Below are 23,026 nucleotides of genomic sequence, written 5' to 3' on the forward strand. Positions count from 1 at the left end.
CTCCTTCTAAAAGTAGGTATCCTAATTTTAGAGAGCGTGACAGCATTAAGCAATGAATCTTGCTTTTAGAGTTAGGGTGTTCCATGCGCAGACTTTCCTGGGCCCGCCGGCTCGCGGCCGTGGCATCGCTTGGCGACGAGACCCGCAGAAATCTCTTCGGATTCGTTGCATCATCGGCCCGGCCGGTAGGACGGGACGAAGCGGCCGCTGCGCTGGAAATCCCGCGCAGCACGGCGTCGTTCCACCTGGACAGAATGGTGCAGGACGGCGTGCTCACCGTAGAGTTCCGCAAGCTGGGCGGAAAGGCCGGGCCCGGTTCGGGCAGGCCGGCGAAAATGTACCGGCCGGCCCAACCGGAGGTGGGAGCCTCCGTGCCTGACCGCAATTACGACCTCGCCGGTGAACTCATGGCCACCGCCATCGAACATTCCACTGCAGCCGGAGAGCCAGTCCGGAGCGCGCTGCTGGCCACCTCACATGCAAAGGGCCTGGCAATGGCTGAGGGGAGCCGAAGCCTCGAGGAGTTCCTCGCGGCGGAGGGCTACATGCCGGTTCCCGACGGCGCCGGAGGCTTTGCCTTGCAAAATTGCCCGTTCCACCGCCTCGCGGACGGACATGCGGAAGTGGTCTGCGCCATGAACGGTGCTTTCCTCAGCGGCGCCGCGGCCGGCTGTGGTGTTGAAGAAGGCCGCATCGTGGGTAACACAACGCCAGGCCAATGCTGCGCCCGGGTTACGCCGCCCTGATCTCCGGGGATTTATGGGTCCGGCCGGCCAGCAGGACGCCCGCTATGACAAGCAGGCCCCCGATGGCCTGGGGCAGGGTGACCGGAATGCCCATCATCACCGTGATGACCGCCGTGAACACCACGATCAGGTTCAGGTAATTGCCGGCGGTCGCCGGTGGCGTCGTCTTGAGTGCGAGGTTCCAGCACAAGTATGCCCCCAGCGACGGGAACGCGGCGATGTAGGCGATCGACCATCCTTCGGCTGCTGTCGAGGGAAATCCGGCTCCCGCGGCGATGGCGGCCGGAGCCATCAGGGCAGTGGCCATCACCACCTGAACGGCCGTGGACGCAATGGCCGGCAGCCCCAGCCTGCGGGAAATGATGGTGTAGAAGCCCCACACGGTGATGGCCCCGAGCATCAGCAGCTCACCGACATTGAACGTAATGCTGAACACCCGGTGCAATTCGCCGCGGGTCAGGACCAGGAGTACGCCCGCCAGGCCCAGTGCTATGCCCAGCCAGCCGAAAATGCCCGGCTTTTCTCCAAGGATGAAAATGGCCATCACCACGATGAGCGCCGGGTTGGCGGCGGTGATCAGCGAGGCATTGAGTGCGGAGGTGTGCTGGAGGGCCGTGTAGAGGAGCAGGGTGTAGCAGCCCATGCCCAGGGCGCTCAGCAGCAGCAGCACCCGCCAGCGGCCCAGGACGGCGCGCCAGTCGGGACGTTCCACGAAGTGGGCCAGCGCCACAAGCGGAAGCGCCGCCAGTGCCCACCTCCAGAAGGTGAGTTCCAGCGGCGTCAGGGTGTTCACGGCTGCCTGTCCCACCGCAAGGTTGCCGGACCAGAACAGGGTGGCCAGAACCAGGTAAATCGAGGCTTTCACCGCTCGAATCTACACGGGGGCCGGAGCGTGCGGTGTGTCCGCGGCTAGAATTGGCTTGTGTCCGTCTACCTCGATCATGCCGCCACCACGCCCATCGCCGCCGAGGCCCTGGCGGCACTCACGCGTGAGCTTGCCAGGACCGGAAACCCGTCGTCGCTGCACGGCTCCGGGCGCCGCGCGCGCCGTTCGGTGGAGGATGCCCGGGAAGCCATTGCCGCCGCAGCCGGTGCCCATCCGTCGGAGGTCATCTTCACCTCGGGCGGCACGGAGGCTGACAACCTGGCTGTCAAGGGCCTCTACTGGTCCCGCCGCGCCGAAAATCCGGGACGCACGCGGATCCTCTGCTCCGCCGTCGAACATCATGCTGTCCTGGACACTGTTGAGTGGCTGGAACGTCACGAGCAGGCGGAAGTGTCCTGGCTGCCCGTGGATTCCAGCGGCGTTGTTGACCTTGATGTGCTGAAGTCCGAGCTCTCCCGGGATCCGGAGTCCATCGCACTCGTTTCGGTGATGTGGGCCAACAACGAGGTTGGCAGCATCCAGCCAGTGCACCAAGTGGTTGAAGCGGCCCACGCCGTGGGCGTTCCGGTCCATTCCGACGCCGTCCAGGCCTTCGGTTCCGTGCCAGTCGACTTCCGGGCAAGCGGGCTGGACGCCATGTCCATCTCCGGTCACAAGATCGGCGGGCCGGTGGGCGTCGGCGCACTGCTGCTCGGCCGCTCCGTCAAGCTGACGCCGGTGCAGCACGGCGGGGGCCAGGAGCGCGATGTCCGTTCAGGGACGCTGGACACTGCGTCGATTGCCGCCTTCGCCGCCGCGGCAGAAGCCGTGACCAGGGACCTTCCGGGGGAAGCGGCACGCATCGCCGGGCTGCGGGACCGGCTGATTGCCGGCGTGCTGGATGCCGTCCCCGAAGCTGTGCTGCGCGGCGCGCCGGGGGACGGACGCCTGCCCGGAAACGCGCACTTCACCTTCCCGGGCTGCGAGGGTGACTCCCTGCTGTTCCTGCTGGACCTGGCCGGCGTCGAATCGTCCACGGGCTCCGCCTGCACCGCCGGCGTACCGCGGCCCTCGCACGTACTGCTGGCCATGGGGCTCGATGAGGAGGCCGCCCGGGGAGCACAGCGTTTCTCACTGGGGCACGCTTCCACGGACTCCGACGTCGATGCCCTGCTGGCTGCGCTGCCCGGCGCCTATGAACGTGCCCGCCAGGCGGGGATGGCCGGGCATGAATCGTCCATCCAGACCGCGGCCACTGCGGCGCGTCAGTCCTCTGCCAGGAGCTGATCCAACGCGACGGCGGGATCGGCCAAACGGTCGGCCGGGATAGTGGCGCGGCTGGAGATCAGGGCCTTGATGGCTTTCTGGGTGCGGGGAACGTTGACGTTCATGCCTGCCACCACCCGACCCTCCTGCTGCCAGAACGCAATGAATTCCTTGCTGGCCAGCGAGCCACGGATGACCGGTTCGGCGCCCGCCGCCAGCATGGGGAACCCCGAATACTCCATGCTGACGTCGTACTGGTCCGTATAGAAATACGGAATTGTGTCCAGTTGCGCGTCCTGGCCGAGCATCGACTTAGCGGCGATCTTTCCTCCGTTGAGTGCATTGGACCAATGCTCGCTGCGGTGCTGCTGCCCGGTGAACGGGTGCAGGGCGTTGGCCACGTCCCCGGCGGCGAAGATGTCCGGCGCACTGGTCCGCAAGGAGGCATCCGCCACGATGCCGTTGTCCACGGCAAGACCGGCCGCCTCCGCCAGTGCAGTGTCCGGAACCACGCCTACGGCGATCACCACGATGTCGGCCGGCAGCACTTCGCCCGAACCGGTAACCACGCCGGTGACGCGGCCGGCGTCGCCACGGAGTTCAGACGCCGTGGTGCCCAGCCGGAACCTGACCCCGTTTGCTACGTGAACCGAGCGGAAGAAAGCGCCCAGTTCCGGTCCGATGGCGGCTGCCAGCGGAATATCCTCAAGTCCGAGCAGCGTCACATGGTTGCCGTAAGTGGTGGCCGCAGCCGCGAGTTCCATCCCGATCCAGCCGGAGCCGATCATCACCACGTTCTTTCCGCCCGGCGAGATCTGTTCCCGGAGGCGGCGGCTGTCATCCAGGGTCCGGAACGTGGTGACGCCGTCCAGCCCGCTCCCTGGCAGCTGCATGCGCCGGGGGAGGGCGCCCGTAGCCAGCAGGAGCGCGTCGTACTCCACAGAATCGCCGCTGCGGAGATGCACCGTGTGCGGGCCGGGGTCGACGGCGGCGACGGGCACGCCCAGCCGAAGGTCGACGTCGTTCTCGGCGTACCAGGCCTCCGGTGCCACCGGCACGGCGTCTTCGCCCGCTGTGCCCAGCAGGTAGTCCTTCGATAGCGGCGGGCGAAGGTACGGGCGGTGCAGCTCGGAACCGACGAGGGTGATCCGGCCGGAAAAACCTTCGCCGCGCAGGGTGCGGGCCGCAGTGGCGCCCGCCAGGCCGGCTCCTGCGATGACGATGCTCTGGATGCTGCGTTCCACAGTCATGGTGACGCTCGATTCCTGGAAGCTCCGGCGCTGAGGGCCGGGGGGTTCTAAAAATAGTAATCTTGACAATAGAATCCGCGGGGCGGGCAGTCAAGGGCGCGGAGGCGATTTCCGGTCCCTCTTTGCCAAGGCAGTAGAATAGACGGGCATGCAGTGTGTCCAGCCGGCGTGCCACGCGCCGGCCCGGGATGCGCTGCAGCCGCACAACCCCACCTTCCCCTAAAGAAAGCCAGCATGCGAGTTCTTGCAGCCATGAGCGGCGGAGTCGATTCCGCCGTAGCAGCCGCCCGCGCCGTCGAGGCGGGACACGACGTCGTCGGTGTCCACCTGGCGCTGTCCAGGATGCCCGGGACGCTCCGGACCGGCAGCCGCGGCTGCTGCACCATCGAGGACTCCCGCGACGCCTGGCGCGCCTGCGACGTTTTGGGCATCCCGTACTACGTGTGGGACTTTTCAGAACGGTTCAAGGAGGACGTGGTCCAGGACTTCATCGACGAGTACGCCGCCGGACGCACCCCGAACCCCTGCATGCGCTGCAACGAACGCATCAAGTTTGCGGCGCTGCTGGAAAAGGCAATCGCGCTGGGGTTCGACGCCGTCTGCACCGGCCACTATGCCAAAGTGATCACGGACGCGGACGGAAACCCGGAACTCCACCGCGCGGCCGACTGGGCCAAGGACCAGAGCTACGTGCTCGGTGTGCTCACCCACGAACAGCTCAAGCACTCCATGTTCCCGCTGGCGGACACTCCTTCCAAGGCTGAAGTGCGCGCGGAAGCCGAACGCCGCGGGCTGTCCGTGGCCAACAAGCCGGACAGCCACGACATCTGCTTCATTCCGGACGGCGACACTGCCGGGTGGCTGGCGGAAAAGATCGACATGACCACCGGCGACATTGTGGACGAAACCGGGTCCAAGGTGGGTGAGCACCCCGGCGCCAACGCGTTCACCGTCGGCCAGCGCCGCGGCCTCAAGCTGGGCACTCCGGCCGCCGATGGCAAACCGCGGTTCGTCCTGGAGATCCGGCCCAAGGAAAACAAGGTGGTAGTCGGGCCTGAGGCGCTCCTGGCCATCGACGAGATCCGCGGCATCAAAGTCTCGTGGGCGGGCCTGCCCATTGCGGAAATTGCCACCGGTGAAGAGTTCGACTGCCACGCGCAGGTCCGCGCCCACGGGGATCCCGTCCCCGCGACGGCCCATACGGAACTGCTGACGGACGACGACGGCGCGGAGCGGACGAACCTTGTGGTGACGCTGACCGCCCCGCTGCGCGGAGTGGCTCCCGGGCAGACCGTGGTGCTTTACCAGGGAAGCAGGGTCCTGGGGCAGGCCACCATCGACGCGGCGCGGTCGCTGCAGCGCGCAGCACTCTAGCCGAAAACGCGCAGCACTCTAACCGAAAAAAGGGCGCCGCCGCAGCGGGCCATAGTCAATGAGGCCTGCGACCGCAATAATTGAGGCCTGGGGAACCAGACTTGATGCAGACCGACGCCTTGCCAGGTCGGCTCTGCACAGTTGAGGAAAGCGGGCCCGCTATGGTCTCTGCAGCGCTCGGAATCGGGCATGGCCTTGAGATGGTCGCGCTGACTGCGCTCGCTGAGGGCCCCTTCACCCGCAAGTCAGGAAAGCCGCTCACCACCAGCATCCGGGTTCCCGTGGAGAGGCTTGCCAACGGCCCGGTCGGGGCACGGCTGGCGCTGCGGGTGCGGGCCCCCGGAGCTGACGGGCCCCGGCCTATCTCCCTGTCCGTAGACCGCAACGAATGGTGCATTGACGACCAGGCCGCACCTTCCGGGCTCGACGAGTTGCTGGCAGACAGCCGGTTCCTGGCGCAGCATGTCTATGCGGTGGCGACGGCCACCCTTCAGGCCTTTGAAGCCACCCTCGGACGCCGGATGGGCTGGGCCTCGGGCCACCGGCTGGTCATCAGTGTGTACGACAAGATCCCCTACACCTCCACCGGGTACGACCGCGAGCGCGGGCTGATCCGCTTTGGCCACAGGACCGACGACCGTTCCAAGCGTTCCGTGCCGCTGGCCCTGTATCACGACCTCGTGGCCCATGAGGTGACGCACGCAGTCCTGGACGGCTACCGGCGGCTGTGGACGGACAGCGATGCCTTACTCGACGGCTATGCCCTGCACGAATGCATCGCGGATCTCGTGGCAATGCTGAGCGTGTTTTCGTCGCCTGAGCGGGTGGAGCAACAGTTGTCAGTGGCCGTTCCGGGCATCGACGGCAGGCGGGGAATCGTGCCCGCCCGGAACATGGAACAGAAAGTCCTGGCGTCCGGGCTGTTCGGCCTGGCTGACGGTCTGTTCTCCCGCGGCGCCGCCCGACGGCCGCTCGCCATGGACGTGCCCTTCGAGTGGCGGCTGGATCCTGAACCCCACCGGCGAGGCGAAATTGCCGTGAAGGCGGTGCTGGACGCCGTCGTTAAACTCTGGCTGCAGCGGCTGGAAAGGCCAGGCGGGCGCTCCAGCCGGTACCAGGTGGCCGAAGCCGGGGCGCATCTTGGGCATCAGATGCTGGGGATGGTGCTGCGGGGCCTTGCCTATATGCCGCCGGTGGACCCGGGCTGGGAGGACCTGCTGCGCGGAATCCTCGCGGCCGACGCGGTGCTGGTGCCGACGGACATGATGGGATTCAGGCAGGCTGTACGCGACGCTTTTTGGGACATCGACCTGTCCACGGAACCCGATGAACTCCTGGACGGGCTGAAGCACCTCCGCGACCTGCGCTATCCGGTCAGGTTGTCAGCCCTGGCCGCCGACCCTGAGGAGGTCAACCGGTTCATCTGGGAGAATCCGCGGCTTATCGAGGCGTCCGGCATCGATCAGAACACCAGCATTGTTGTGAACCGGGTGCGCCCCAGTACGCGCGTAGGACCGGACGGGTTCGTCGTCTCCGAAATCGGAGCCTCGTACGTGCAGTCAGTCACCTTGTCCAAATCAGAAGCAAGGAACAAGCTGGGCCTTCGGGTGGACACCGATTACTACACCGTCCGTGGCGGGGGCCTGTTGCGGTTTGATGAGGGCGGACGGCTGTGTTTCGCCGCACTCAAGCCGGTGATGGACGCGGAGTGGCAGCAGGAGAAGCTCGAAACCATCAAAAGGGAAGCCGGGATCAGAATGCCCGCTGCAACGTTCCACCCGGAGGACGAACGCCAGGAGTGAGCCTCCGTCAGCGGCCCCCTGTGTCAGCTTCCCCAGGGAGCTTTCCGCGCCGCCGTCGAGCCCTCCAGCTGCGCCACCTGGTCGAAACCGCCGGCGCGGAGGCCCTTGCTGACCAGCTTCAGGATGTCCGCCCGGCCGAGAGTGCCGTCTCCCGTCACGGCCTTGATGAAGTTGTACGTGAAGGCGCCGTTGTAGCGGCCTTCCAGGAAGGCATCGGCGGCGGTCTGGTCGGCCCGGCAGGCAGCCAGAAGGACCGGTTTGACGCCCCGCCCGGCTTTGACCAGATCCCGGAGCGCCCTGGTGTCGCTGAATTCGGTGGCGGCAACGCCGCGCGCCGTCGGTGCCGGCAGGAAGCGTGGCCGCCTCCCGGGGAGGAGGTCCAGCGATTTCAGGCCGGTACCGCTGTGGCAGGTGTCGAGGACAACGTCCATGAGTATCCCGTCAGGTAGCCGCGCAAAGAGGGCGAACAATTCGTCGTCCGAAATGACGGTGGCCGGATCCCACGAGTCGCCCGTGTTGTTGATGTCGTAGCAGGCGAAGGCTTCGTCCAGCCGGTCAGCCTCGTCGTTGCTGCTGTCCGGAATCTGCGTTCCATGGCTGGAGAACGTAAAGACGATGTGCTGGAGGTCGCCGGCGGCGGCGCGGTCCAGCATTGAATCAAGCTGCGCCATGACCTGCTTCTTCGTGGCCTGGGAATCGAGCAGCAGGGAGATATCCGCTGGGGCGAAGCCGTATCCGGCCTGCAGCAGTCCGGCGAGGTCGCGGGCGTCATTGACGCAGCCCTGGAGCCAGCTGGATTTCGGCAGATGTTCAAATTCGTTGATCCCCACACAGAGGGCGGCTTTGCTCATGATGTGTTCCTTCGGCCAGGTAGGGCAACTCTATTCCCGTGTTTGAGCCTCTTCAATGGCAACCGCCCAAGCCTTCTGCAATCATTCCGCCGGGCCCTGATCCGGCCGGAACGCTGAAGAAAACGATAGTTTTGCCCCAATCAGATAAATTTTGTGTCTCAACTCACTCTTTGCAACGATTCAGCGGCTGGCTGTCTGGTTGAATCGGGTGATCAGGACACCGTCCGCCAACCGAGTCCAACTGATCCAGTTGCGAGGCGGCGCGCGTGTACTCATCGAACAGAAAGTCCACAGATGGCAATGAATAAAAAGGCCCTGCACAGCGCTATCGCGCTCGCGGGTGTTTCCGCGTTTGCACTGACAGCCTGCACAGGCCCGTCCGGCGGCGGCGGAACTACCACCGGCGCTGCCGGAGGCGGAACTATCACCTACGGGACCACGGACAAGGTCGTTACCCTCGATCCCGCTGGCTCCTACGATGCCGGCTCCTTCATGGTGATGAACCAGATCTATCCGTTCCTCCTGAACGCCAAGCCCGGCACGGCAGACGCCACGCCTGACATCGCGGAATCCGCGGAATTCACGAGCCCCACGGAGTACACCGTCAAGCTCAAGTCGGACCTCAAATTTGCCAACGGCCACGCACTGACGTCCTCAGACGTGAAGTTCTCCATCGACCGCGTTGTCAGCATCGCGGATCCGAATGGTCCGGCCTCCCTCCTGGGCAACCTCGAGACCGTGACCGCAAAGGATGACACCACGGTGGTCTTCACTCTCAAGGCCGGCAACGACCAGGTCTTCCCGGGCGTCCTCGCCGCCAACTCCGGACCGATCATCGATGAAGAGGTCTTTCCGGCGGACAAGCTGATGACCGACGACGACATCGTCAAGGGCAAGCCGTTCGCAGGCCCGTACACCATCGAGAGCTACAAGAAGAACGAGCTAGTCAGCCTGAAGGTCAATGCGGACTACAAGGGCCTCCTCGGCAAGCCCGCGAATGACGGCGCCACCATTAAGTACTACGCCGATTCAAACAACCTCAAGCTGGACGTCCAGCAGGGCAACATCGACGTCGCCGGCCGCAGCCTCACCGCAACCGACGCCGCTGACCTTGAGAAGGACTCCAAGGTCAAGGTCCACAAGGGTCCCGGTGGCGAGTTGCGATACATCGTGTTCAACTTCGACACCATGCCTTTTGGTGCAAAGTCTGCCGACGCTGATCCCGCCAAGGCCCTGGCCGTCCGCCAGGCCATGGCCAATGTCGTGGACCGCGACGCCATCGCAACCCAGGTTTACAAAGGCACCTACCTGCCGGCGTACTCGGTGGTCCCCGACGGTTTTGTCGGCGCAATCCAGCCCCTCAAGGAAATGTACGGCGACGGCAACGGCAAGCCCAGCCTGGACAAGGCCAAGAAGGCGTTTGCCGACGCAGGCGTCACCGCACCCGTCAACATCAAGCTGCAGTACAACCCGGACCACTACGGCAAGTCCTCCGGTGACGAGTACGCCATGATCAAGGAACAGCTGGAAAAGTCCGGCCTCTTCAAGGTTGACCTGCAGTCCACCGAATGGGTCACCTACTCCAAGGACCGCACGGCCGACGCCTACCCGGTGTACCAGCTCGGCTGGTTCCCCGACTACTCGGACGCGGACAACTACCTGACCCCGTTCTTTGTTCCGGGCAACTTCCTGAAGAACCACTATGAAAATGCATCTGTCACCGAGCTGATCAAGAAGCAGCTCACCACGGTTGACAAGGCAGAGCGTGAAAAGGTGCTCGGCGAAGCCCAGACCGCCGTCGCCAAGGACCTGTCCACGCTACCGCTGCTCCAGGGTGCCCAGCTGATGGTCGCCGGTGCGGACGTCAAGGGCGTTGAAAAGACCCTCGACGCTTCGTTCAAGACCCGTCTTGGCGTAATTTCCAAGTAGGTCCAGTTCTCCATCCGGTCCTGACCGGCCGCGGAGGCGGGGCGCCTGTAGGGCGTCCCGCCTTTCGTGCGGAAGCAGGGCAACAGATTCCGGGGCTCACGAGGCCGCCGGAAGCACACATTTAGGTACCAATGACAACACTTATCGAGGCGCCGCCAACCGACGCCGACGGCCTCCTGCCGTCAAAGAAGAAGTCGTCCGGCGGGGGACTGGGCCAATACATCCTGATCAGGTTCCTCCTGATCTTTCCTACAATTTTCATTCTTGTGACGCTGGTGTTCTTCCTGATGCGCATCACCGGCGATCCCATCACTGCGGCCATGGGCGGCAGGTTGCCGCCGGAGCAGTTGGCGGAGCGGATCACTGCGGCAGGCTATGACCGTCCGATCCTCGTGCAGTACTTCGAGTACCTGGGACAACTGGCCACAGGCAACTTCGGCACTACGCTCTCGGACAACCGCCAGGTCACGGAGATGCTGGCCACCTACGGCTCTGCCACTCTGGAACTGACCATCAACGCGTTGCTGGTGGCCCTGCTGGTGGGCATTCCGCTGGGCATGGTCGCCGCCTACCGGAGGGACCACGCCCCCGACGCCGTGCTGCGCGTTTTCGCCATCGTCTGCTACGGCACGCCCGTGTTCTTCGCCGGCATGCTCCTGAAACTCACTTTCGCCGTTTGGCTCGGGTGGCTGCCTGTGGCCGGCCGCGCCAAGACCTCCAGCGAACTGGCGCTCACCTCGCTGCAGTCGCCAACAGGCATCTACTGGCTGGATGCCATCCGCAGCGGCAACATGGCAGCACTCGCCGACGTCACGGCCCATGCGGTCCTGCCGGCCGTCGCCCTGGGCCTGCTGACCGCAGGCATCTTCCTCCGGCTGGTCCGCACCAACGTCATCGGAACCCTGGGCAGGGACTACGTGGAGGCCGGGCGCTCCCGCGGCGTCAGCGAATTCCGACTTGTCACCAAGCACGCCTACAAGCCTGCGCTGATCCCCATCATCACGGTGATGGGCCTGCAAATCGCCGTGATGCTCGGAGGCGCCGTGCTGACTGAAACAACCTTCGAATGGAAAGGGCTGGGGTTCCAGCTGGCCACGTACCTCACGGCACGCGACTTCGTCGCGGTCCAGGGCATCGTGGTCCTCCTCGCCGTCATCGTGGCCGTGACCAACTTCATCGTGGACATTGCTGCTGCGCTGATCGACCCCCGCGTGAGGTACTGATATGAGCTCCCCTACAACTGTTGAACCCGCAGCGGATCCCCGCGCTTCGCTCTTCCGCCGGCTGCCGGTCATCTCGCACTTCAACAAGAGCGTGGGCCTGCAGCGCGGAATGCTGGTGGCAGGACTCGTCCTGACCGGCGCCTTTGTGCTGACAGCCATTTTCGCGCCGCTCCTGGCGCCGTACGGGTACTCCCAGCTCTCCGACGCCGACGGAAGCTTCCCCGCCCAACAGGCACCGGGCGGAAAGCACCTGCTGGGGACCACGGTGGGCGGCTACGACGTTTTGTCCCGGGTTATCTGGGGAACGCAGACGGCCATCATGGTGATCGTTGTGGCTGTCCTGATGTCGATCTTCATCGGCGTCATTCTGGGACTCGTCAGCGGCTACATCGGCGGCTGGCTGGACCGGATCCTCGTCGTCATCGCGGACGCCATTTACGCCTTCCCCTCGCTGCTGGTCGCAATCGTCATGGCCATCGTCATCAGCGGCGGCCAGTCCAGCCTGCTGGGCGGCATCATGGCCGCGGCAATCTCCATCACGGTGGTCTTCATTCCTCAGTACTTCCGGGTGATCCGGTCCGAAACCATCCGCCTCAAGGCCGAACCCTTCGTGGAATCCGCCAAGGTAGTGGGTGCCTCGAACGTCCGCATCATGAGCCGGCACATCTATAAGAACGCCACGCGCACCCTGCCGTTGATCTTCACACTGAACGCCTCCGAAGCAATCCTCACGATGGCCGGCCTGGGTTTCCTGGGCTTCGGCATCGAACCAAGCTCCGCCGCCGAGTGGGGCTTCGACCTGAAGCAGGCGCTGGCCGACACCACGTCCGGAATCTGGTGGACGGGCGTTTTCCCCGGCCTTGCCATGGTGCTGACCGTCGTCGGCCTCACCCTCATGGGTGAGAGCATCAACGACCTCAACGACCCGCGGCTTCGCGGACGCAAGAAGGCCGCTTCCGGCAAGGGCGGGCCTGATTCGAACGTCGCCGCGCAGGCAGGAATCCAAGCAGAAGTGAGCAGTTCATGACCACCAACATCCACAAGCGCGGCGCGGGCCCGGTCCTCGATATTGACCACCTCAAGGTCACTTTCGCCACCGACGCTGGAGACGTCTATGCAGTCAAGGACGTCAGCCTCGAGGTCAACCCGGGCGAAGTGGTGGCGATCGTCGGCGAGTCAGGCTCCGGCAAAACCGTCACGGCGAAAACAATCCTCGGACTCCTTCCGGAGACGGCCATCAGCTCCGGAGCGGTCCTGATCAACGGCAACAACGTGATCAGCGTCAGCCCGGCCAAGCTTCGGCAAATCCGCGGCAGGGATGTCGCCATGGTTTTCCAGGAACCGTCCACCGCGCTGAACCCCGTCTTCACCGTCGGGTGGCAGATCGCCGAAGGGATCCGCGCGCATGCACACGGCAAAGGCGGCCGTGTATCCGCCAAGGAAGCCAAGTCCCGTGCCGTCGAAGCCCTCCGGAAAGTAGGGATCCCTGACGCCGAAAAGCGGGTGGATTACTATCCCCACCAGTTTTCCGGGGGTCAGAAGCAACGTGTCGTTATTGCCGCCGCGCTGGCACTCAACCCGGGCCTGATCGTTGCCGACGAACCCACAACAGCCCTGGATGTCACGGTCCAGGCGGAGATCCTCCAGCTCCTGAGGGACCTGAGGGACAAGTACGGCACCTCGATCGTGCTGATCACGCACAACATGGGCGTGGTGGCGGATCTGGCCGACCGGGTAGTGGTGATGTACCAAGGCGACGTGGTCGAGGAGGCTACAGCCAAGGTCCTGTTCGCCGAGCCGAAGCAGGAGTACACGCGGAAACTCCTGGCCGCCGTGCCACACCTGGGCAGGAATTCCGCTTCCCAGGGAATGACGGCGCGGGCCCACCAGGACCGGAAGGTCCTGGTGGAAGCCAAGGGACTGACCATCGAATACCCCGGCAGGCTGGGCAGCCCCGGCTTCAAGGCCGTGGACGGCGTGAGTTTTACGCTCTCTGAAGGCGAGGTGTTCGGCCTCGTCGGTGAGTCAGGGTCGGGCAAGACCACCATCGGACGCGCCATCGCCGGCCTCAACCGCATCACCGGCGGCAGCCTGAAGGTACTGGATTACGAGATGCTGAACCTCAAGGAGCGGACGTTCAAGCCACTCCGCAAGGAGATCGGCTTCGTGTTCCAGGACCCGGCGGCGTCTTTCAACCCGCAGCTGACCATCGGCGACTGCGTTGCCGAACCGCTCATCATCCACAGCAATCCCACGCCGGCCCAGGCGCGGAAGCGCGTCGGTGAGCTGCTCGAGTCGGTCCAGCTGCCGGCGTCGTACGCTGACCGGTTCCCGCACGAACTGTCCGGCGGACAGCGCCAGCGTGCGTCACTGGCCAGGGCCCTGATCCTGAACCCGAAGCTGCTGATTGCCGACGAACCGACCTCGGCGCTGGACGTTTCGGTCCAGGCCGTGGTGCTGGAACTGTTCAAGGACATCCAGGAAGAGTTCGGGTTCGCGGCGCTCTTCATCAGCCACGACCTCGCCGTCGTGGACATCCTGTCGCATTGGGTCGGGGTGCTCTACAAGGGCAAGCTCGTGGAACAGGGGCTGGGAACCCAGGTGATGGGGGCGCCGCAGCATGACTACACACGCCGGCTGATCGCGTCGCTGCCCGTGCCTGACCCGGACGAACAGGCCAAGCGCCGGGAAGCGAACCGTGCGCTCCTGGCCGGTTAGCCCGATTCGGTCGTGAAGATGCCCGTTGCCCCTTCCGGGCAGCGGGCATTTTCGTAGGAGGTCCCGCCCCTGGGCAAGATTTCGCGGACGCTTAACAGCCACAGGGAATCGGCGGGGTGCCCATAGACTGGAACCATGACCGAGCAGAACCAAGATTTTCCGGACGCCGAATCCTACGACCCCTCAGCCAGCTCATTGGCCGGACAGGTTGACCCATCGGTGATGGCGGAACTGCTGTCCATCCGGTCCAGCATCGACAACATCGACGCCACGCTTGTCTTCCTCTTGGCCGAACGGTTCAAGGCAACCCAGAAGGTCGGTTTCCTCAAGGCCGCGCACCGGCTGCCCGCAGGGGATCCGGGCCGGGAGACCGCCCAGATTGCACGGCTGCGCCGCCTCGCCGAGGAGGCCCACCTGGATCCGGCTTTCGCGGAGAAGTTCCTGAATTTCATCATCGGCGAGGTCATCCGGCACCACGAAGCCATTGCCGAGGATCACCAGGCCGCGGAGAACAACGGACCAGGTGCAAACCAGCCGCTGCTTTCCTCGCCCGCACCGTCCACCGCCGTCGACGCCTAGGCCATGCCGGAATCACAGGTAACTGCCACCGCCCTCGGGCCGTGGCCCGGTGAGGACCCGGTGGAAGCAACCCGGATAGTCCGCGGCGAACTCGGCAGTCCCCACCTGCCTTTCCTGGTGGAGCTGCCGGAACGCGGCGTCGGCTCCGATGCCCTCGGCAGGACTGCGTCCCTCCTGGTGGACCTTTCCGTCGATGTCCAGCCCCATGGATGGCGGATCGTCGATCGTCCGGGGAAAGACGTCATGCGGGCCAAGTCGGCATTGTCCACGGATATCAACGTCCTTGCCGACGTCGCCGGGACGGAAGAAAGTCCGGCACGGGAATTCAAGGTGCAGCTGCGCGGACCGCTCAGCCTGGCCGCAGGACTGCACCTGCACAGCGGTGAACGGGCGCTGCTCGACTACGGCGCCCGGCGTGATATCGCCGAATCGCTGGCGGCCGGCGTCGGGGAGTTCCTGGCCCGGGTGGGCACTGCCGTTCCCGGTGCCCGGCTGGTGGTCCAGATCGATGAACCTGATATTGCTGCTGTCCTGGCCGGCACGATTCCCACCTCCAGCGGCTACCGGACCCTGCGCGCCGTTCCCGGTCAGGAAGTGACGGAGGCGTGGCGTCTGGTCATCGATGCGGTCAGGAACGCCGGTGCCGCCGAAACGGTCATCGCGGTGGCCGAAATTGAGGCGCCGTTCGAACGCATTCTCTCTTCAGGGGCCGACGGGATAGCGGTCCCGCTCAAGGCGCTTACCTCCCGCCAATGGGAACAGCTTGCAGGTGCGGTAGAGGCAGGAAAGAGCCTGTGGGCCGGCGTGCTGCCGGTTGGCAACCCCTCCGCCGCCCTGCCGCGCGTGCAGGATGCGGTAGAGAATGTGTGGCGGCCCTGGCGCCAGCTGGGTCTTCCGGCTTCCTCGCTCGGCTCGATCCGGGTGACGCCGTCCGAGGGGCTGGCCGGGTACACGCCGTCGTCTGCGACCGCCGTGCTGACCCGCCTCACCCAGGTGGCCGACGGGCTCAACCAGCTGACGCTCGGCTAGAGGCGGCTCTCCCACCTGTCCGGGCGGGCGTAGCCCGGGAGGTGGCCCGGCGCCGTTGCGCCGCCGGGATAGGAGCGGAGCCTGTAATCGAAGCTCCCGGCGTAAACCAGCACGAGTCCCAGCTGGGGCTGGATCACCTTGACCTGGATCCGGTGCTTGCCCTGTGTTCCGGCGGACGGTTCCCACCACTGCTCCGCGTAAGCCTTGGCATCCAGAGCCGCCGGCAGCGGTATACGCAAGGGACCCAGGAACAGCCGGGACGCTTCGGAGACGCCGCGCAGCCTGCCTTCGGCGGTCACGCTGAGGTTGAGGTCCGTGACCAGGCGCCGGTAACGGCCGACGTAGTCCACCAGCCCCGGGGTGCTGCGGGAGTCGTCAAAGCTTGTGGTGTCATGGAACAACCGTGTGCGGCCGGGGAAGTGGATTTCGCGCCTGGCGGTGAGGCTCGATCGTCCGAACGGGTCGAGGTGCGCGTGGTTTTCGATCCGGAACGGAACGCCCTCACCATATTCCGGGAAGAACGCCTCCTCCCCGGTGGTAAGCCGTAACAGCGGACGCAGCCATTGCTGCCGGCACCCGACGACGTCGAACACACCCTCGCCCACGCCAAAGCGACCGGAGCCGGGAGCCAGCGAGAAGTACTCCTGGAGCTCGGGCTGCAGGCGGGCGAAGTCGCTGCCCAGGGCACGTTCGTAGATGGGCGTGTTCACGGTAGCCTCCCGGTTTTCGACACATCGGTCATAGTTTTCCCGCCGCTTTCAGGCGGATGTAGGCGTCGGCCAGCGCCGGCGGCAACTGATGGGGCTCGGCGTCCACCACTTCGACGCCCATCTGGCGCAGCTGGATGGCCACTGCCTCGCGCTCCAGCAGCGCCCGCTCGGCGGCCGACGCGCGGAACACCTGTGCCGCCGTGGTGCGTTCCTTCTGCATCGTACCGAGCATGGGGTCCCGCACGGAGGCAACCACCACAACATGCTGCTGCGCCAGCTGCGCGGCCATCGGCAGCAGTCCCTCTTCGGGCGCACCGCCGTCCAGCGTGGTCAGCAGCACCACCAGCGAGCGGTGCGCGGAGATCTGCCGGATCTGGGCCGGTACCTGGCTCCAGTCCAGCTCAATGAGTTCCGGTTCCAGCGGCGCCATGGCCTGCACGAGCTGTCCGAGCAGGTTTCCTTTCGACGCGGATCCGGCCCGTCCCCGGGTTCGCCGGTCGAAGGCGAAGAAATCCACGCGGTCTCCGCCGCGTTCCGCGAGGACGGCCAGCAGAAGGGCCGCCTCGATCCCGGTGTCGAGGCGGGGTTCGTCGTCGATCCTCGCAGCCGCAGTCCGTGAGGTGTCCAGCATGATCACCACGCGCCGGTCCCGTTCGGGACGCCAGGTACGGACGACGACGGCGGACCGCCTCGCGCTGGCGCGCCAGTCAATGGAACGCACGTCGTCCCCGCGGACGTAGTCGCGGAGGGAATCGAACTCGGTGCCGGCCCCCCTGATCTGGACCGCCGCCTTTCCATCGAGCTCGCGCAGCTTGCGGAGCTTGGACGGAAGATGGCGGCGTGAGTGGAACGGCGGGAGCACGCGCACGGCGCCGGGGCACGGGAGCGTCCGCTGCCGCGCGGCGAGCTGCAGCGGGCCAAACGCGCGAAGGGTCACGTGCGGTGCCTTGAGGTCACCCCGCCGGGCAGGCTTCAGCATCACCTTCATGCGCCGCCTTTCACCGGCCGGAACGTCGATGCGCTGGCGTGGATTCTGCGCACCGGCGGACGGCTGCCAGGCGTCCCGCACCAGGGCGCGGAGCGGGCGGGAACCGGTGTTTCCGATGGTCAGGACGGATTCGCAATTGCCCGTCAGCGTGACGTTGCCGGGCAGCGCGCGGTCCAGGGTGACCTTCCGGAGCGATCCCGCCAGGGCGAGATCCAGCAGCAGGAAAGCGCACAGCACCAGGCAGACCAGCAGGACCGTGCCCCACCCGGGATACAGCAATACGGGCACCAGCCCCGCAAGCGCCAGAAGTACGAACCGTCCGGAAATGGCCATGTCGTCAGCGCGGCACGGGAACAGTCGCCAGGATGCTGGCAAGGACCCCGTCAACGTTCACGCCGTCCATCTGCGCTTCCGGCTGCAGGGCTACGCGGTGGCGCAGGCAGGGGAGCGCCAGGGCCTTCACATCATCCGGTGTCACGAACTCCCTGCCGGACAGCCATGCCCACGCGCGGGCGGCGCTCAGCAGGGCTGTTGCGCCGCGCGGGGATACACCGAGCTGGAACGACGGTGCCGCCCGCGTGGCCATCGCGATGTCCACGATGTAGGCGGCCACCTCCGGTGCCACCGTCACAGCAGCCACTGCCTGTCGCGCCTGCTCCAGCTCGGCTGCGCCCGCCACCGCGCGGACGCCGGCGGCGGCCAGGTTCCGCGAGTCAAAGCCGGCCGCATGCCTGCGGATGACCTCGATTTCGTCGGCCCGCCCGGGCAACGGCATTGCGAGCTTCAGGAGGAAACGGTCCAGCTGGGCTTCGGGCAGGGGATAGGTGCCCTCGTACTCCACCGGGTTCTGCGTGGCTGCGACGATGAACGGCACGGGAAGCTGCCGCGAGACGCCGTCCGCCGAAACCTGGCGTTCCTCCATGGCCTCCAACAGGGATGCCTGCGTCTTTGGCGGTGTCCGGTTGATCTCGTCGGCGAGCAGGATGTTCGTGAAGACGGGGCCCTCGCGGAAACTGAACTCAGAGGTTCGGGAGTCGAAGACCAGCGAACCGGTAATGTCCCCGGGCATCAGGTCGGGAGTGAACTGCACGCGCTTGGTGTCCAGGCTCAGGGCGGCGGACAACGTGCGGACCAGCAGGGTCTTGGCCACGCCGGGGACACCTTCCAGCAGGACATGCCCGCGGCACAGCAACGCGATCAGCAGCCCGGTAACGGTTGAGTCCTGGCCCACTACCGCTTTGGCAACCTCGTGCCGCACATCGAGCAGGGCCTGGCGGACGGGATCGGTGCCGGGCGTGGCTTCCGCCGTCGCCAGCGCCGGACCGCCGGGGCCGCCCTGCGTGAATCCGTTGGTCTGCTCACTCATCGGGCGGTTACCTCTTTCTCTAGTGATTCCAGCTGCTGGGCCCAACGGACCAGCTCGCTTTCCGTTCGGGGACGGGCCTCCAGCACCTGGGCCATCTCCTCAGGAGTGCGGCCAAGGTGCCGTGCGGCGCCGTGGACAATTGCCGTGGACTCAGCGTCCGGTCCCAGCCGGAGGAAGCGCGCGAGCCGGACCAGGGTTCCCGCCCTGAGGTTATCGGCTGCGCGGTCCACGGCGTGCGCGTCGTGGTACAGGCGGGCGCGGCCCTCGGCGGTCTCGACGGCCTTGACCACCACCGAAAGCGGTTCGAAGACCAGGGGGCCCAGCCGCCGTCCCCGCCAGACCATGGCCAGCACCGCCACCAGGGCCAGCCAGGGGCCGAGGAACGCCACCCACGGCGGGGCAAGTTCGTCCAGGGTCTTCGGCCGGTCCTCAACAGTGACGTCGGCGATGCCGGGGAGGTACCAGACCAGGGTGTCCGAGGCCCCAAGCGTCCTGAGCGCCAGTGCTGCATTGCCGTGTTCGTCAAGCGCGCGGTTGCTGACGATCCGTGTGCTTCCCAGCACCACCAGGCGGCCATCGTCACTGCTGGCGTACAGGCCGCCCAGGCCTTCAGCGGGTTCATAGCAGGCACGGTCCGCCTCGTAAAGATAGGCGGACTCCGCCGTGACCGACCCGGCGGCTGCTGGATCGTCCAGCTCGCAGCCCGGATCCAGGGTTGCCAGTCCGGCCGGAACCACCCCGGCCGGGCGGATACCGTCGCCGAAGGCACTCAGGGTGTTGAGCCGGGGCGTAATCACTACCAGCTTGTCTGCGGCCTGCTGCAACGCTTGCAACTGCTCGCGGTCCAGGTAGCCGTTCCGGTCATAAAGCAGCAGTGTGGCCCCCTTCCCGCCGGGTTCGACGCTGAGCCCGGGTTCGGCATTGTCCAGCGCGGATAGTGTGTCGGCCAGGTTGTCCGTCTGGCGGACGTCCACACCCTGGTTTCTGAGGATTTCCGCAGCAGCCCTTCCACCCTCGGGAGCGGCGTTGCGCGTAGAGAGGGGATTGCTGTCCCCCCGGGGCGAGAGCTGGGCCAGGAATGTCAGCCCTACTCCAAGGGAGAAGACCAGAATGAGCACGGTCCACGTCCGGTGCCGTCGGATCCATGCGGTCAGGGGTCGCCCCGTGCGTCCGGCCGCGGCGGGGAGCCCGCCCGGAGCCGGCCGGTTCTCAGACTCGAGTACGGGGGTCATCGCGGCAGAGCCAGTCGGTCCGCAGCCGGCCGGCCGAAGTCGGGCTTCGCTGTTTCGAGGAGCTGGTCCAGGGCGAGCATTCCGGCATGGTCCGCGGCGGAAGCCCCGGCGCTGCCATACCTCACGGCGTCGAAGACAACGGCGGCCCGCCGGAGCTCAGCGGCATGGCTGCCGAAGGCGCCGGCCAACTGTCCGGCCACTTCGTCCGCCGTCCGGCCGGGCAGCGGGTCGATCACCGTGCGGTCCTCCGCGGACCGGACGATGGCGCGGAACTGTTCGACGACGGCGGCGCGCCAGTCAGCACGTGCTGCCGCAGCTGCGGCCAGCTGGCGGTACTCGGCCGGGGTGACCGAAGGGTCGACGTCGACGTCGTCCACGGCCGTGCGGCGGCGCCGGGCGTTCAGCCGGGGGCGCGCGACGAGGATGGCCACAGCGATGAGGACCACAACTGTCACCCCGATAACCGGTACGGCCACACCGCTGTCTACCGCAGGGTCGCCGCTGCCCAGGGATCCAAGCCATTCAGAGAACTGCCGCCACAGATCGGTCAGCCAGTCGGGCTGCGCATCCTGGTAAACGGGCTTGGCGAGCTCCTCGGCGGCCCACCGGCGGGCTTCCTGCCTGTCGGGGTCCACCGGAGTCCCGCCCTGCGCGCGGCCTGCGGTCCCATGAAGCACCGTTCCCGGCAGGGATGCCGCATCGAATGTGGAAAGGCGGCTCATCCGGCGCCCGGTGGCCGATAGCCCGGTGGCGGACCGTAAGGGGGCGGCTGGCCGTATCCCGGTGAGGTTCCGTAACCCGGTGGCGTTCCGTAACCCGGTGGCGTTCCGTAACCCGGTGGCGTTCCGTAACCCGGTGGCGGGCCGTAAGCGGGACCGGGCCGGTCGGTGAAGGTAGGACGGCCGCCAAAGTGCGCCTCCGGTGCCACACCGCGTCCGGGAACGCCGTCGGCGTCCTTGCCTGATTCGAGCTGCCGCTGAAGGGCAAGATCCAGGCCTTCCTTGCGCATCCGGAGATCCATGTACAAGAGGCCCATGACTGAAGTCTGGAAGGCGTATCCGACTGCAGCGATGAGGGCAGTAACAATGATCGACGCGATCTCGATGCCCGCGTCGAGGGCGCGCTCCCCGTCGCCGCCGTGGGGCGCGAGGACTGAGGAGAGGCCCTGGGACGCGAGCCCGAGGGGGATCAGGACTATTTGGCTGATGATGCCCACGAGGAGGGACGTGACGAGCAGGATGCCGAAGATACGCCACCAGTTGTGCCGGGTGAGGTGCCAGGACCTCCGCACGCCGTCAATGACGCCCTGCTCCTCGACAACCATCGCCGCCGGTGTCACGGCGAGCCGGACGGATACCAACACCACGGTCACCACGGTTCCCAGGAACAAGGGGACGAGGATCAGCGCCGACGTTCCGCCCATGGCATCGGCCAGCAGCAAGGTACCGCCCACGAGGACGACGCCGAGGGTGACGCCGGTGAGGATCTGCATCCCGCCCAACGCAAGCAACGAGCCGATCCTTGACCTCGACAGCCGCCACATCTCCTTGAAGCCGGTACGCCGGTTGAGGACGGACCGGGCCACCGGAACCACCATCACACCCTGAAGCACAATGGAAATGAAGAAGGACACCAGTGCCAGGAAAGCTGCGCCAATGACGAGTCCCCCGCCGACGTCGATAACTTCCGGGGGAGCGAGTCCTGCCAGCCAAAGGCCGATCGACTCTCCGCGGGATTCGGCATTCGCCGAAAAGACCTCCCCGACGACGGTTGCCAGGGTCTGTGCCAGAAGCGCCGCACCCAACATTGCCGCCGCGTTGCGCCTGATGGTCTGAAATGAGCCGTCCAGGAGTTCGCCGAACAACAGCGGTCGCAGGGGCACGATTCCGGGCTTGGGCGGGGCTACATACTGCGGTTGAAGGGGCCCGGTCTGCTGCCCGGAGTAGGGGGAAGAGCCCCACGCCGGCTGGCTCCCGTAGGCGGGCGGCGGTGCGTTCCACTGAGCGGGGGCGTCCCAGGGGAGTGGCTGCACCGGCTGCTGCCGGCCCTCCCCGGGCCACGCGTTCGGATCCTGCTCTGACAACCTGTTCCTCCCCAAAAGACGCTGTCCGCGAGCCGCCCGGCGGGATCTCCCGGCCGATGACCCAGGATCGGCAGTGTCGTGCACTGTCCGGCCCGCTCCCAGCCTATAGTTTTGCCCGCAGGCCTCATAGCTTCCGGCTGATTCTTCCCGCTGTGGCGCCGGTCCGCGGCCTTGACCGCGTTCTGGCCGGCGGTTGCCGCGCCATGCCGTGTCGGCGCTCAACGGGACAAAGCCCATTCAATAGGCGAATATATAACTATGAAGGCACGCATTCTGGTAGTGGACGATGACGAGGCGTTGGCCGAGATGATCGGGATTGTCTTGCGCAATGACGGTTTCGAGCCGGTCTTTTGCGCAGACGGCGGGCAGGCGCTGGAAGTCTTCCGTTCTTCCAAACCGGATCTTGTGCTTTTGGACCTGATGCTCCCCGGCACGGATGGCATCGAGGTATGCCGGCAGATCCGTGCGGAGTCGGATTCGCCCATCGTCATGCTCACCGCCAAGTCGGATACCTCGGACGTGGTCCGCGGCCTGGAATCGGGTGCTGACGACTACGTTCCCAAACCCTTCAAGCCCGCGGAGCTGGTGGCACGGGTGAGGGCCCGGCTCCGGCCCGGCGATCAGAAGGCGCCCGAAACACTGCGCATTGCCGACATCACCATTGACGTGGCCGGCCACCTGGTGAGCCGGAACGACGAACGCATTTCGTTGACACCACTCGAGTTCGACCTGCTGGTAGCCCTGGCGCGCAAACCGTGGCAGGTCTTCACCCGGGAGCTCCTGCTGGAACAGGTCTGGGGATACCGGCACGCAGCGGATACGAGACTCGTGAACGTCCACGTCCAGCGGCTGAGGTCGAAGATCGAGCGCGACCCCGAAGCCCCCGAAGTAGTTTTGACGGTCCGTGGTGTCGGCTACAAAGCAGGTTCCTGAACCGTCCAGCGGCGAAGCCGGCCATGAGCCGGAGGTAGCCCGGCCCCACAAAACGGAACACGCCCACGTCCACAGCGCTCCG

General features: G+C 66.0%; 20 protein-coding genes. 11 read left to right on the forward strand and 9 right to left on the reverse strand.

The window, feature by feature from the left end; genetic code table 11:
• The first annotated feature begins 83 nt into the window (after nucleotides 1–83).
• Nucleotides 84–746 (forward strand): helix-turn-helix transcriptional regulator, encoded by a 663-nt coding sequence (locus WMN78_RS19125; protein ID WP_340535340.1) that lies wholly within the window; start codon nucleotides 84–86, stop codon nucleotides 744–746.
• On the opposite strand, the gene WMN78_RS19130 is transcribed toward WMN78_RS19125, so the two are convergent.
• Nucleotides 733–1,611 (reverse strand): DMT family transporter, encoded by an 879-nt coding sequence (locus WMN78_RS19130; RefSeq protein ID WP_340535341.1) that lies wholly within the window; start codon nucleotides 1,609–1,611, stop codon nucleotides 733–735. The two genes, WMN78_RS19125 and WMN78_RS19130, sit on opposite strands and share 14 nt — an antisense overlap.
• 57 nt (nucleotides 1,612–1,668) lie before the next feature.
• On the opposite strand from WMN78_RS19130, the gene WMN78_RS19135 reads away from it, so the two are divergent.
• Nucleotides 1,669–2,898, forward strand: a complete 1,230-nt coding sequence (locus WMN78_RS19135) for a cysteine desulfurase family protein (protein ID WP_340535342.1) — start codon at nucleotides 1,669–1,671, stop codon at nucleotides 2,896–2,898.
• Here the strand turns inward: WMN78_RS19135 and WMN78_RS19140 are convergent.
• The gene (locus tag WMN78_RS19140) at nucleotides 2,877–4,127 is read right to left on the reverse strand and encodes an NAD(P)/FAD-dependent oxidoreductase (RefSeq protein WP_340535343.1); all 1,251 of its coding nucleotides are present in this window, start codon (nucleotides 4,125–4,127) and stop codon (nucleotides 2,877–2,879) included. The two genes, WMN78_RS19135 and WMN78_RS19140, sit on opposite strands and share 22 nt — an antisense overlap.
• A 252-nt stretch (nucleotides 4,128–4,379) precedes the next feature.
• Between WMN78_RS19140 and mnmA the strand changes: the two genes are divergently transcribed.
• Together mnmA and WMN78_RS19150 are read left to right on the forward strand one after the other, a co-directional pair.
• The gene (gene mnmA, locus WMN78_RS19145; RefSeq protein WP_425341182.1) at nucleotides 4,380–5,501 is read left to right on the forward strand and encodes a tRNA 2-thiouridine(34) synthase MnmA; all 1,122 of its coding nucleotides are present in this window, start codon (nucleotides 4,380–4,382) and stop codon (nucleotides 5,499–5,501) included.
• A 161-nt stretch (nucleotides 5,502–5,662) separates the two neighbouring features.
• Entirely contained in the window at nucleotides 5,663–7,303 is a 1,641-nt protein-coding gene (locus WMN78_RS19150; protein WP_340535345.1) for a hypothetical protein, read from the forward strand.
• Nucleotides 7,304–7,326: 23 nt separating this feature from the next.
• On the opposite strand, the gene WMN78_RS19155 is transcribed toward WMN78_RS19150, so the two are convergent.
• The gene (locus WMN78_RS19155) at nucleotides 7,327–8,154 is read right to left on the reverse strand and encodes a caspase family protein (protein ID WP_340535346.1); all 828 of its coding nucleotides are present in this window, start codon (nucleotides 8,152–8,154) and stop codon (nucleotides 7,327–7,329) included.
• A gap of 294 nt (nucleotides 8,155–8,448) precedes the next feature.
• Between WMN78_RS19155 and WMN78_RS19160 the strand changes: the two genes are divergently transcribed.
• From WMN78_RS19160 to WMN78_RS19185, 6 genes are all read left to right on the forward strand, one after another.
• Nucleotides 8,449–10,083: an ABC transporter substrate-binding protein gene (locus tag WMN78_RS19160; protein WP_340535347.1), complete on the forward strand. Its 1,635-nt coding sequence runs from the start codon at nucleotides 8,449–8,451 to the stop codon at nucleotides 10,081–10,083.
• Between the two features lie 131 nt (nucleotides 10,084–10,214).
• Nucleotides 10,215–11,306: an ABC transporter permease gene (locus tag WMN78_RS19165; RefSeq protein WP_340535348.1), complete on the forward strand. Its 1,092-nt coding sequence runs from the start codon at nucleotides 10,215–10,217 to the stop codon at nucleotides 11,304–11,306.
• A gap of 1 nt (nucleotide 11,307) precedes the next feature.
• Nucleotides 11,308–12,333 carry an ABC transporter permease gene (locus WMN78_RS19170; RefSeq protein WP_340535349.1) on the forward strand — a complete coding sequence of 342 codons (1,026 nt, stop codon included), beginning with the start codon at nucleotides 11,308–11,310 and terminating at the stop codon, nucleotides 12,331–12,333.
• Nucleotides 12,330–14,024: an ABC transporter ATP-binding protein gene (locus WMN78_RS19175; RefSeq protein ID WP_340535350.1), complete on the forward strand. Its 1,695-nt coding sequence runs from the start codon at nucleotides 12,330–12,332 to the stop codon at nucleotides 14,022–14,024. Before WMN78_RS19170 ends, WMN78_RS19175 begins: the two co-directional genes overlap by 4 nt.
• A 135-nt stretch (nucleotides 14,025–14,159) precedes the next feature.
• The gene (locus WMN78_RS19180) at nucleotides 14,160–14,603 is read left to right on the forward strand and encodes a chorismate mutase (protein ID WP_340535351.1); all 444 of its coding nucleotides are present in this window, start codon (nucleotides 14,160–14,162) and stop codon (nucleotides 14,601–14,603) included.
• A 3-nt stretch (nucleotides 14,604–14,606) separates the two neighbouring features.
• The gene (locus WMN78_RS19185; protein WP_340535352.1) at nucleotides 14,607–15,632 is read left to right on the forward strand and encodes a hypothetical protein; all 1,026 of its coding nucleotides are present in this window, start codon (nucleotides 14,607–14,609) and stop codon (nucleotides 15,630–15,632) included.
• Here WMN78_RS19185 and WMN78_RS19190 read toward each other — a convergent pair.
• From WMN78_RS19190 to WMN78_RS19215, 6 genes are read right to left on the reverse strand one after another with little or no spacing between them, the layout of a single operon-like run.
• Nucleotides 15,629–16,342, reverse strand: coding sequence for a DUF4166 domain-containing protein (locus WMN78_RS19190; RefSeq protein WP_340535353.1), 714 nt, complete (start codon nucleotides 16,340–16,342; stop codon nucleotides 15,629–15,631). The genes WMN78_RS19185 and WMN78_RS19190 overlap by 4 nt on opposite strands.
• Nucleotides 16,343–16,370: 28 nt before the next feature.
• Nucleotides 16,371–17,663 (reverse strand): DUF58 domain-containing protein, encoded by a 1,293-nt coding sequence (locus tag WMN78_RS19195; RefSeq protein WP_340535354.1) that lies wholly within the window; start codon nucleotides 17,661–17,663, stop codon nucleotides 16,371–16,373.
• A 4-nt stretch (nucleotides 17,664–17,667) separates the two neighbouring features.
• Complete coding sequence (locus WMN78_RS19200; protein WP_340535355.1) at nucleotides 17,668–18,696, reverse strand: MoxR family ATPase; 1,029 nt, start codon at nucleotides 18,694–18,696, stop codon at nucleotides 17,668–17,670.
• The gene (locus tag WMN78_RS19205) at nucleotides 18,693–19,928 is read right to left on the reverse strand and encodes a DUF4350 domain-containing protein (RefSeq protein WP_340535356.1); all 1,236 of its coding nucleotides are present in this window, start codon (nucleotides 19,926–19,928) and stop codon (nucleotides 18,693–18,695) included. The genes WMN78_RS19200 and WMN78_RS19205 overlap by 4 nt, the downstream gene beginning before the upstream one ends.
• The gene (locus WMN78_RS19210) at nucleotides 19,925–20,650 is read right to left on the reverse strand and encodes a DUF4129 domain-containing protein (protein WP_340535357.1); all 726 of its coding nucleotides are present in this window, start codon (nucleotides 20,648–20,650) and stop codon (nucleotides 19,925–19,927) included. The genes WMN78_RS19205 and WMN78_RS19210 overlap by 4 nt, the downstream gene beginning before the upstream one ends.
• Nucleotides 20,647–21,810 (reverse strand): glycerophosphoryl diester phosphodiesterase membrane domain-containing protein, encoded by a 1,164-nt coding sequence (locus tag WMN78_RS19215; protein WP_340535358.1) that lies wholly within the window; start codon nucleotides 21,808–21,810, stop codon nucleotides 20,647–20,649. Before WMN78_RS19215 ends, WMN78_RS19210 begins: the two co-directional genes overlap by 4 nt.
• 459 nt (nucleotides 21,811–22,269) lie before the next feature.
• Here WMN78_RS19215 and mtrA point away from each other — a divergent pair, with 459 nt between their 5' ends.
• Nucleotides 22,270–22,944, forward strand: coding sequence for an MtrAB system response regulator MtrA (mtrA, locus tag WMN78_RS19220; protein ID WP_137323296.1), 675 nt, complete (start codon nucleotides 22,270–22,272; stop codon nucleotides 22,942–22,944).
• The last annotated feature ends 82 nt before the right edge of the window (nucleotides 22,945–23,026 follow it).

Source organism: Arthrobacter oryzae, from assembly GCF_037911235.1.
In the GTDB taxonomy this organism is placed as follows: Bacteria; Actinomycetota; Actinomycetes; order Actinomycetales; family Micrococcaceae; genus Arthrobacter; species Arthrobacter oryzae_E.

What these genes read in the sequence shown, in the direction of transcription:
- WMN78_RS19200 (WP_340535355.1), bottom strand. Translation starts at nt 18,696, where the DNA reads ATGAGTGAGCAGACCAACGGATTCACGCAGGGCGGCCCCGGCGGTCCG.
- WMN78_RS19150 (WP_340535345.1), top strand. Translation starts at nt 5,663, where the DNA reads ATGGTCTCTGCAGCGCTCGGAATCGGGCATGGCCTTGAGATGGTCGCG.
- WMN78_RS19210 (WP_340535357.1), bottom strand. Translation starts at nt 20,650, where the DNA reads ATGAGCCGCCTTTCCACATTCGATGCGGCATCCCTGCCGGGAACGGTG.
- WMN78_RS19125 (WP_340535340.1), top strand. Translation starts at nt 84, where the DNA reads ATGCGCAGACTTTCCTGGGCCCGCCGGCTCGCGGCCGTGGCATCGCTT.
- WMN78_RS19155 (WP_340535346.1), bottom strand. Translation starts at nt 8,154, where the DNA reads ATGAGCAAAGCCGCCCTCTGTGTGGGGATCAACGAATTTGAACATCTG.
- WMN78_RS19185 (WP_340535352.1), top strand. Translation starts at nt 14,607, where the DNA reads ATGCCGGAATCACAGGTAACTGCCACCGCCCTCGGGCCGTGGCCCGGT.
- mnmA (WP_425341182.1), top strand. Translation starts at nt 4,380, where the DNA reads ATGAGCGGCGGAGTCGATTCCGCCGTAGCAGCCGCCCGCGCCGTCGAG.
- WMN78_RS19160 (WP_340535347.1), top strand. Translation starts at nt 8,449, where the DNA reads ATGGCAATGAATAAAAAGGCCCTGCACAGCGCTATCGCGCTCGCGGGT.
- WMN78_RS19195 (WP_340535354.1), bottom strand. Translation starts at nt 17,663, where the DNA reads ATGGCCATTTCCGGACGGTTCGTACTTCTGGCGCTTGCGGGGCTGGTG.
- mtrA (WP_137323296.1), top strand. Translation starts at nt 22,270, where the DNA reads ATGAAGGCACGCATTCTGGTAGTGGACGATGACGAGGCGTTGGCCGAG.
- WMN78_RS19170 (WP_340535349.1), top strand. Translation starts at nt 11,308, where the DNA reads ATGAGCTCCCCTACAACTGTTGAACCCGCAGCGGATCCCCGCGCTTCG.
- WMN78_RS19140 (WP_340535343.1), bottom strand. Translation starts at nt 4,127, where the DNA reads ATGACTGTGGAACGCAGCATCCAGAGCATCGTCATCGCAGGAGCCGGC.
- WMN78_RS19165 (WP_340535348.1), top strand. Translation starts at nt 10,215, where the DNA reads ATGACAACACTTATCGAGGCGCCGCCAACCGACGCCGACGGCCTCCTG.
- WMN78_RS19175 (WP_340535350.1), top strand. Translation starts at nt 12,330, where the DNA reads ATGACCACCAACATCCACAAGCGCGGCGCGGGCCCGGTCCTCGATATT.
- WMN78_RS19180 (WP_340535351.1), top strand. Translation starts at nt 14,160, where the DNA reads ATGACCGAGCAGAACCAAGATTTTCCGGACGCCGAATCCTACGACCCC.
- WMN78_RS19205 (WP_340535356.1), bottom strand. Translation starts at nt 19,928, where the DNA reads ATGACCCCCGTACTCGAGTCTGAGAACCGGCCGGCTCCGGGCGGGCTC.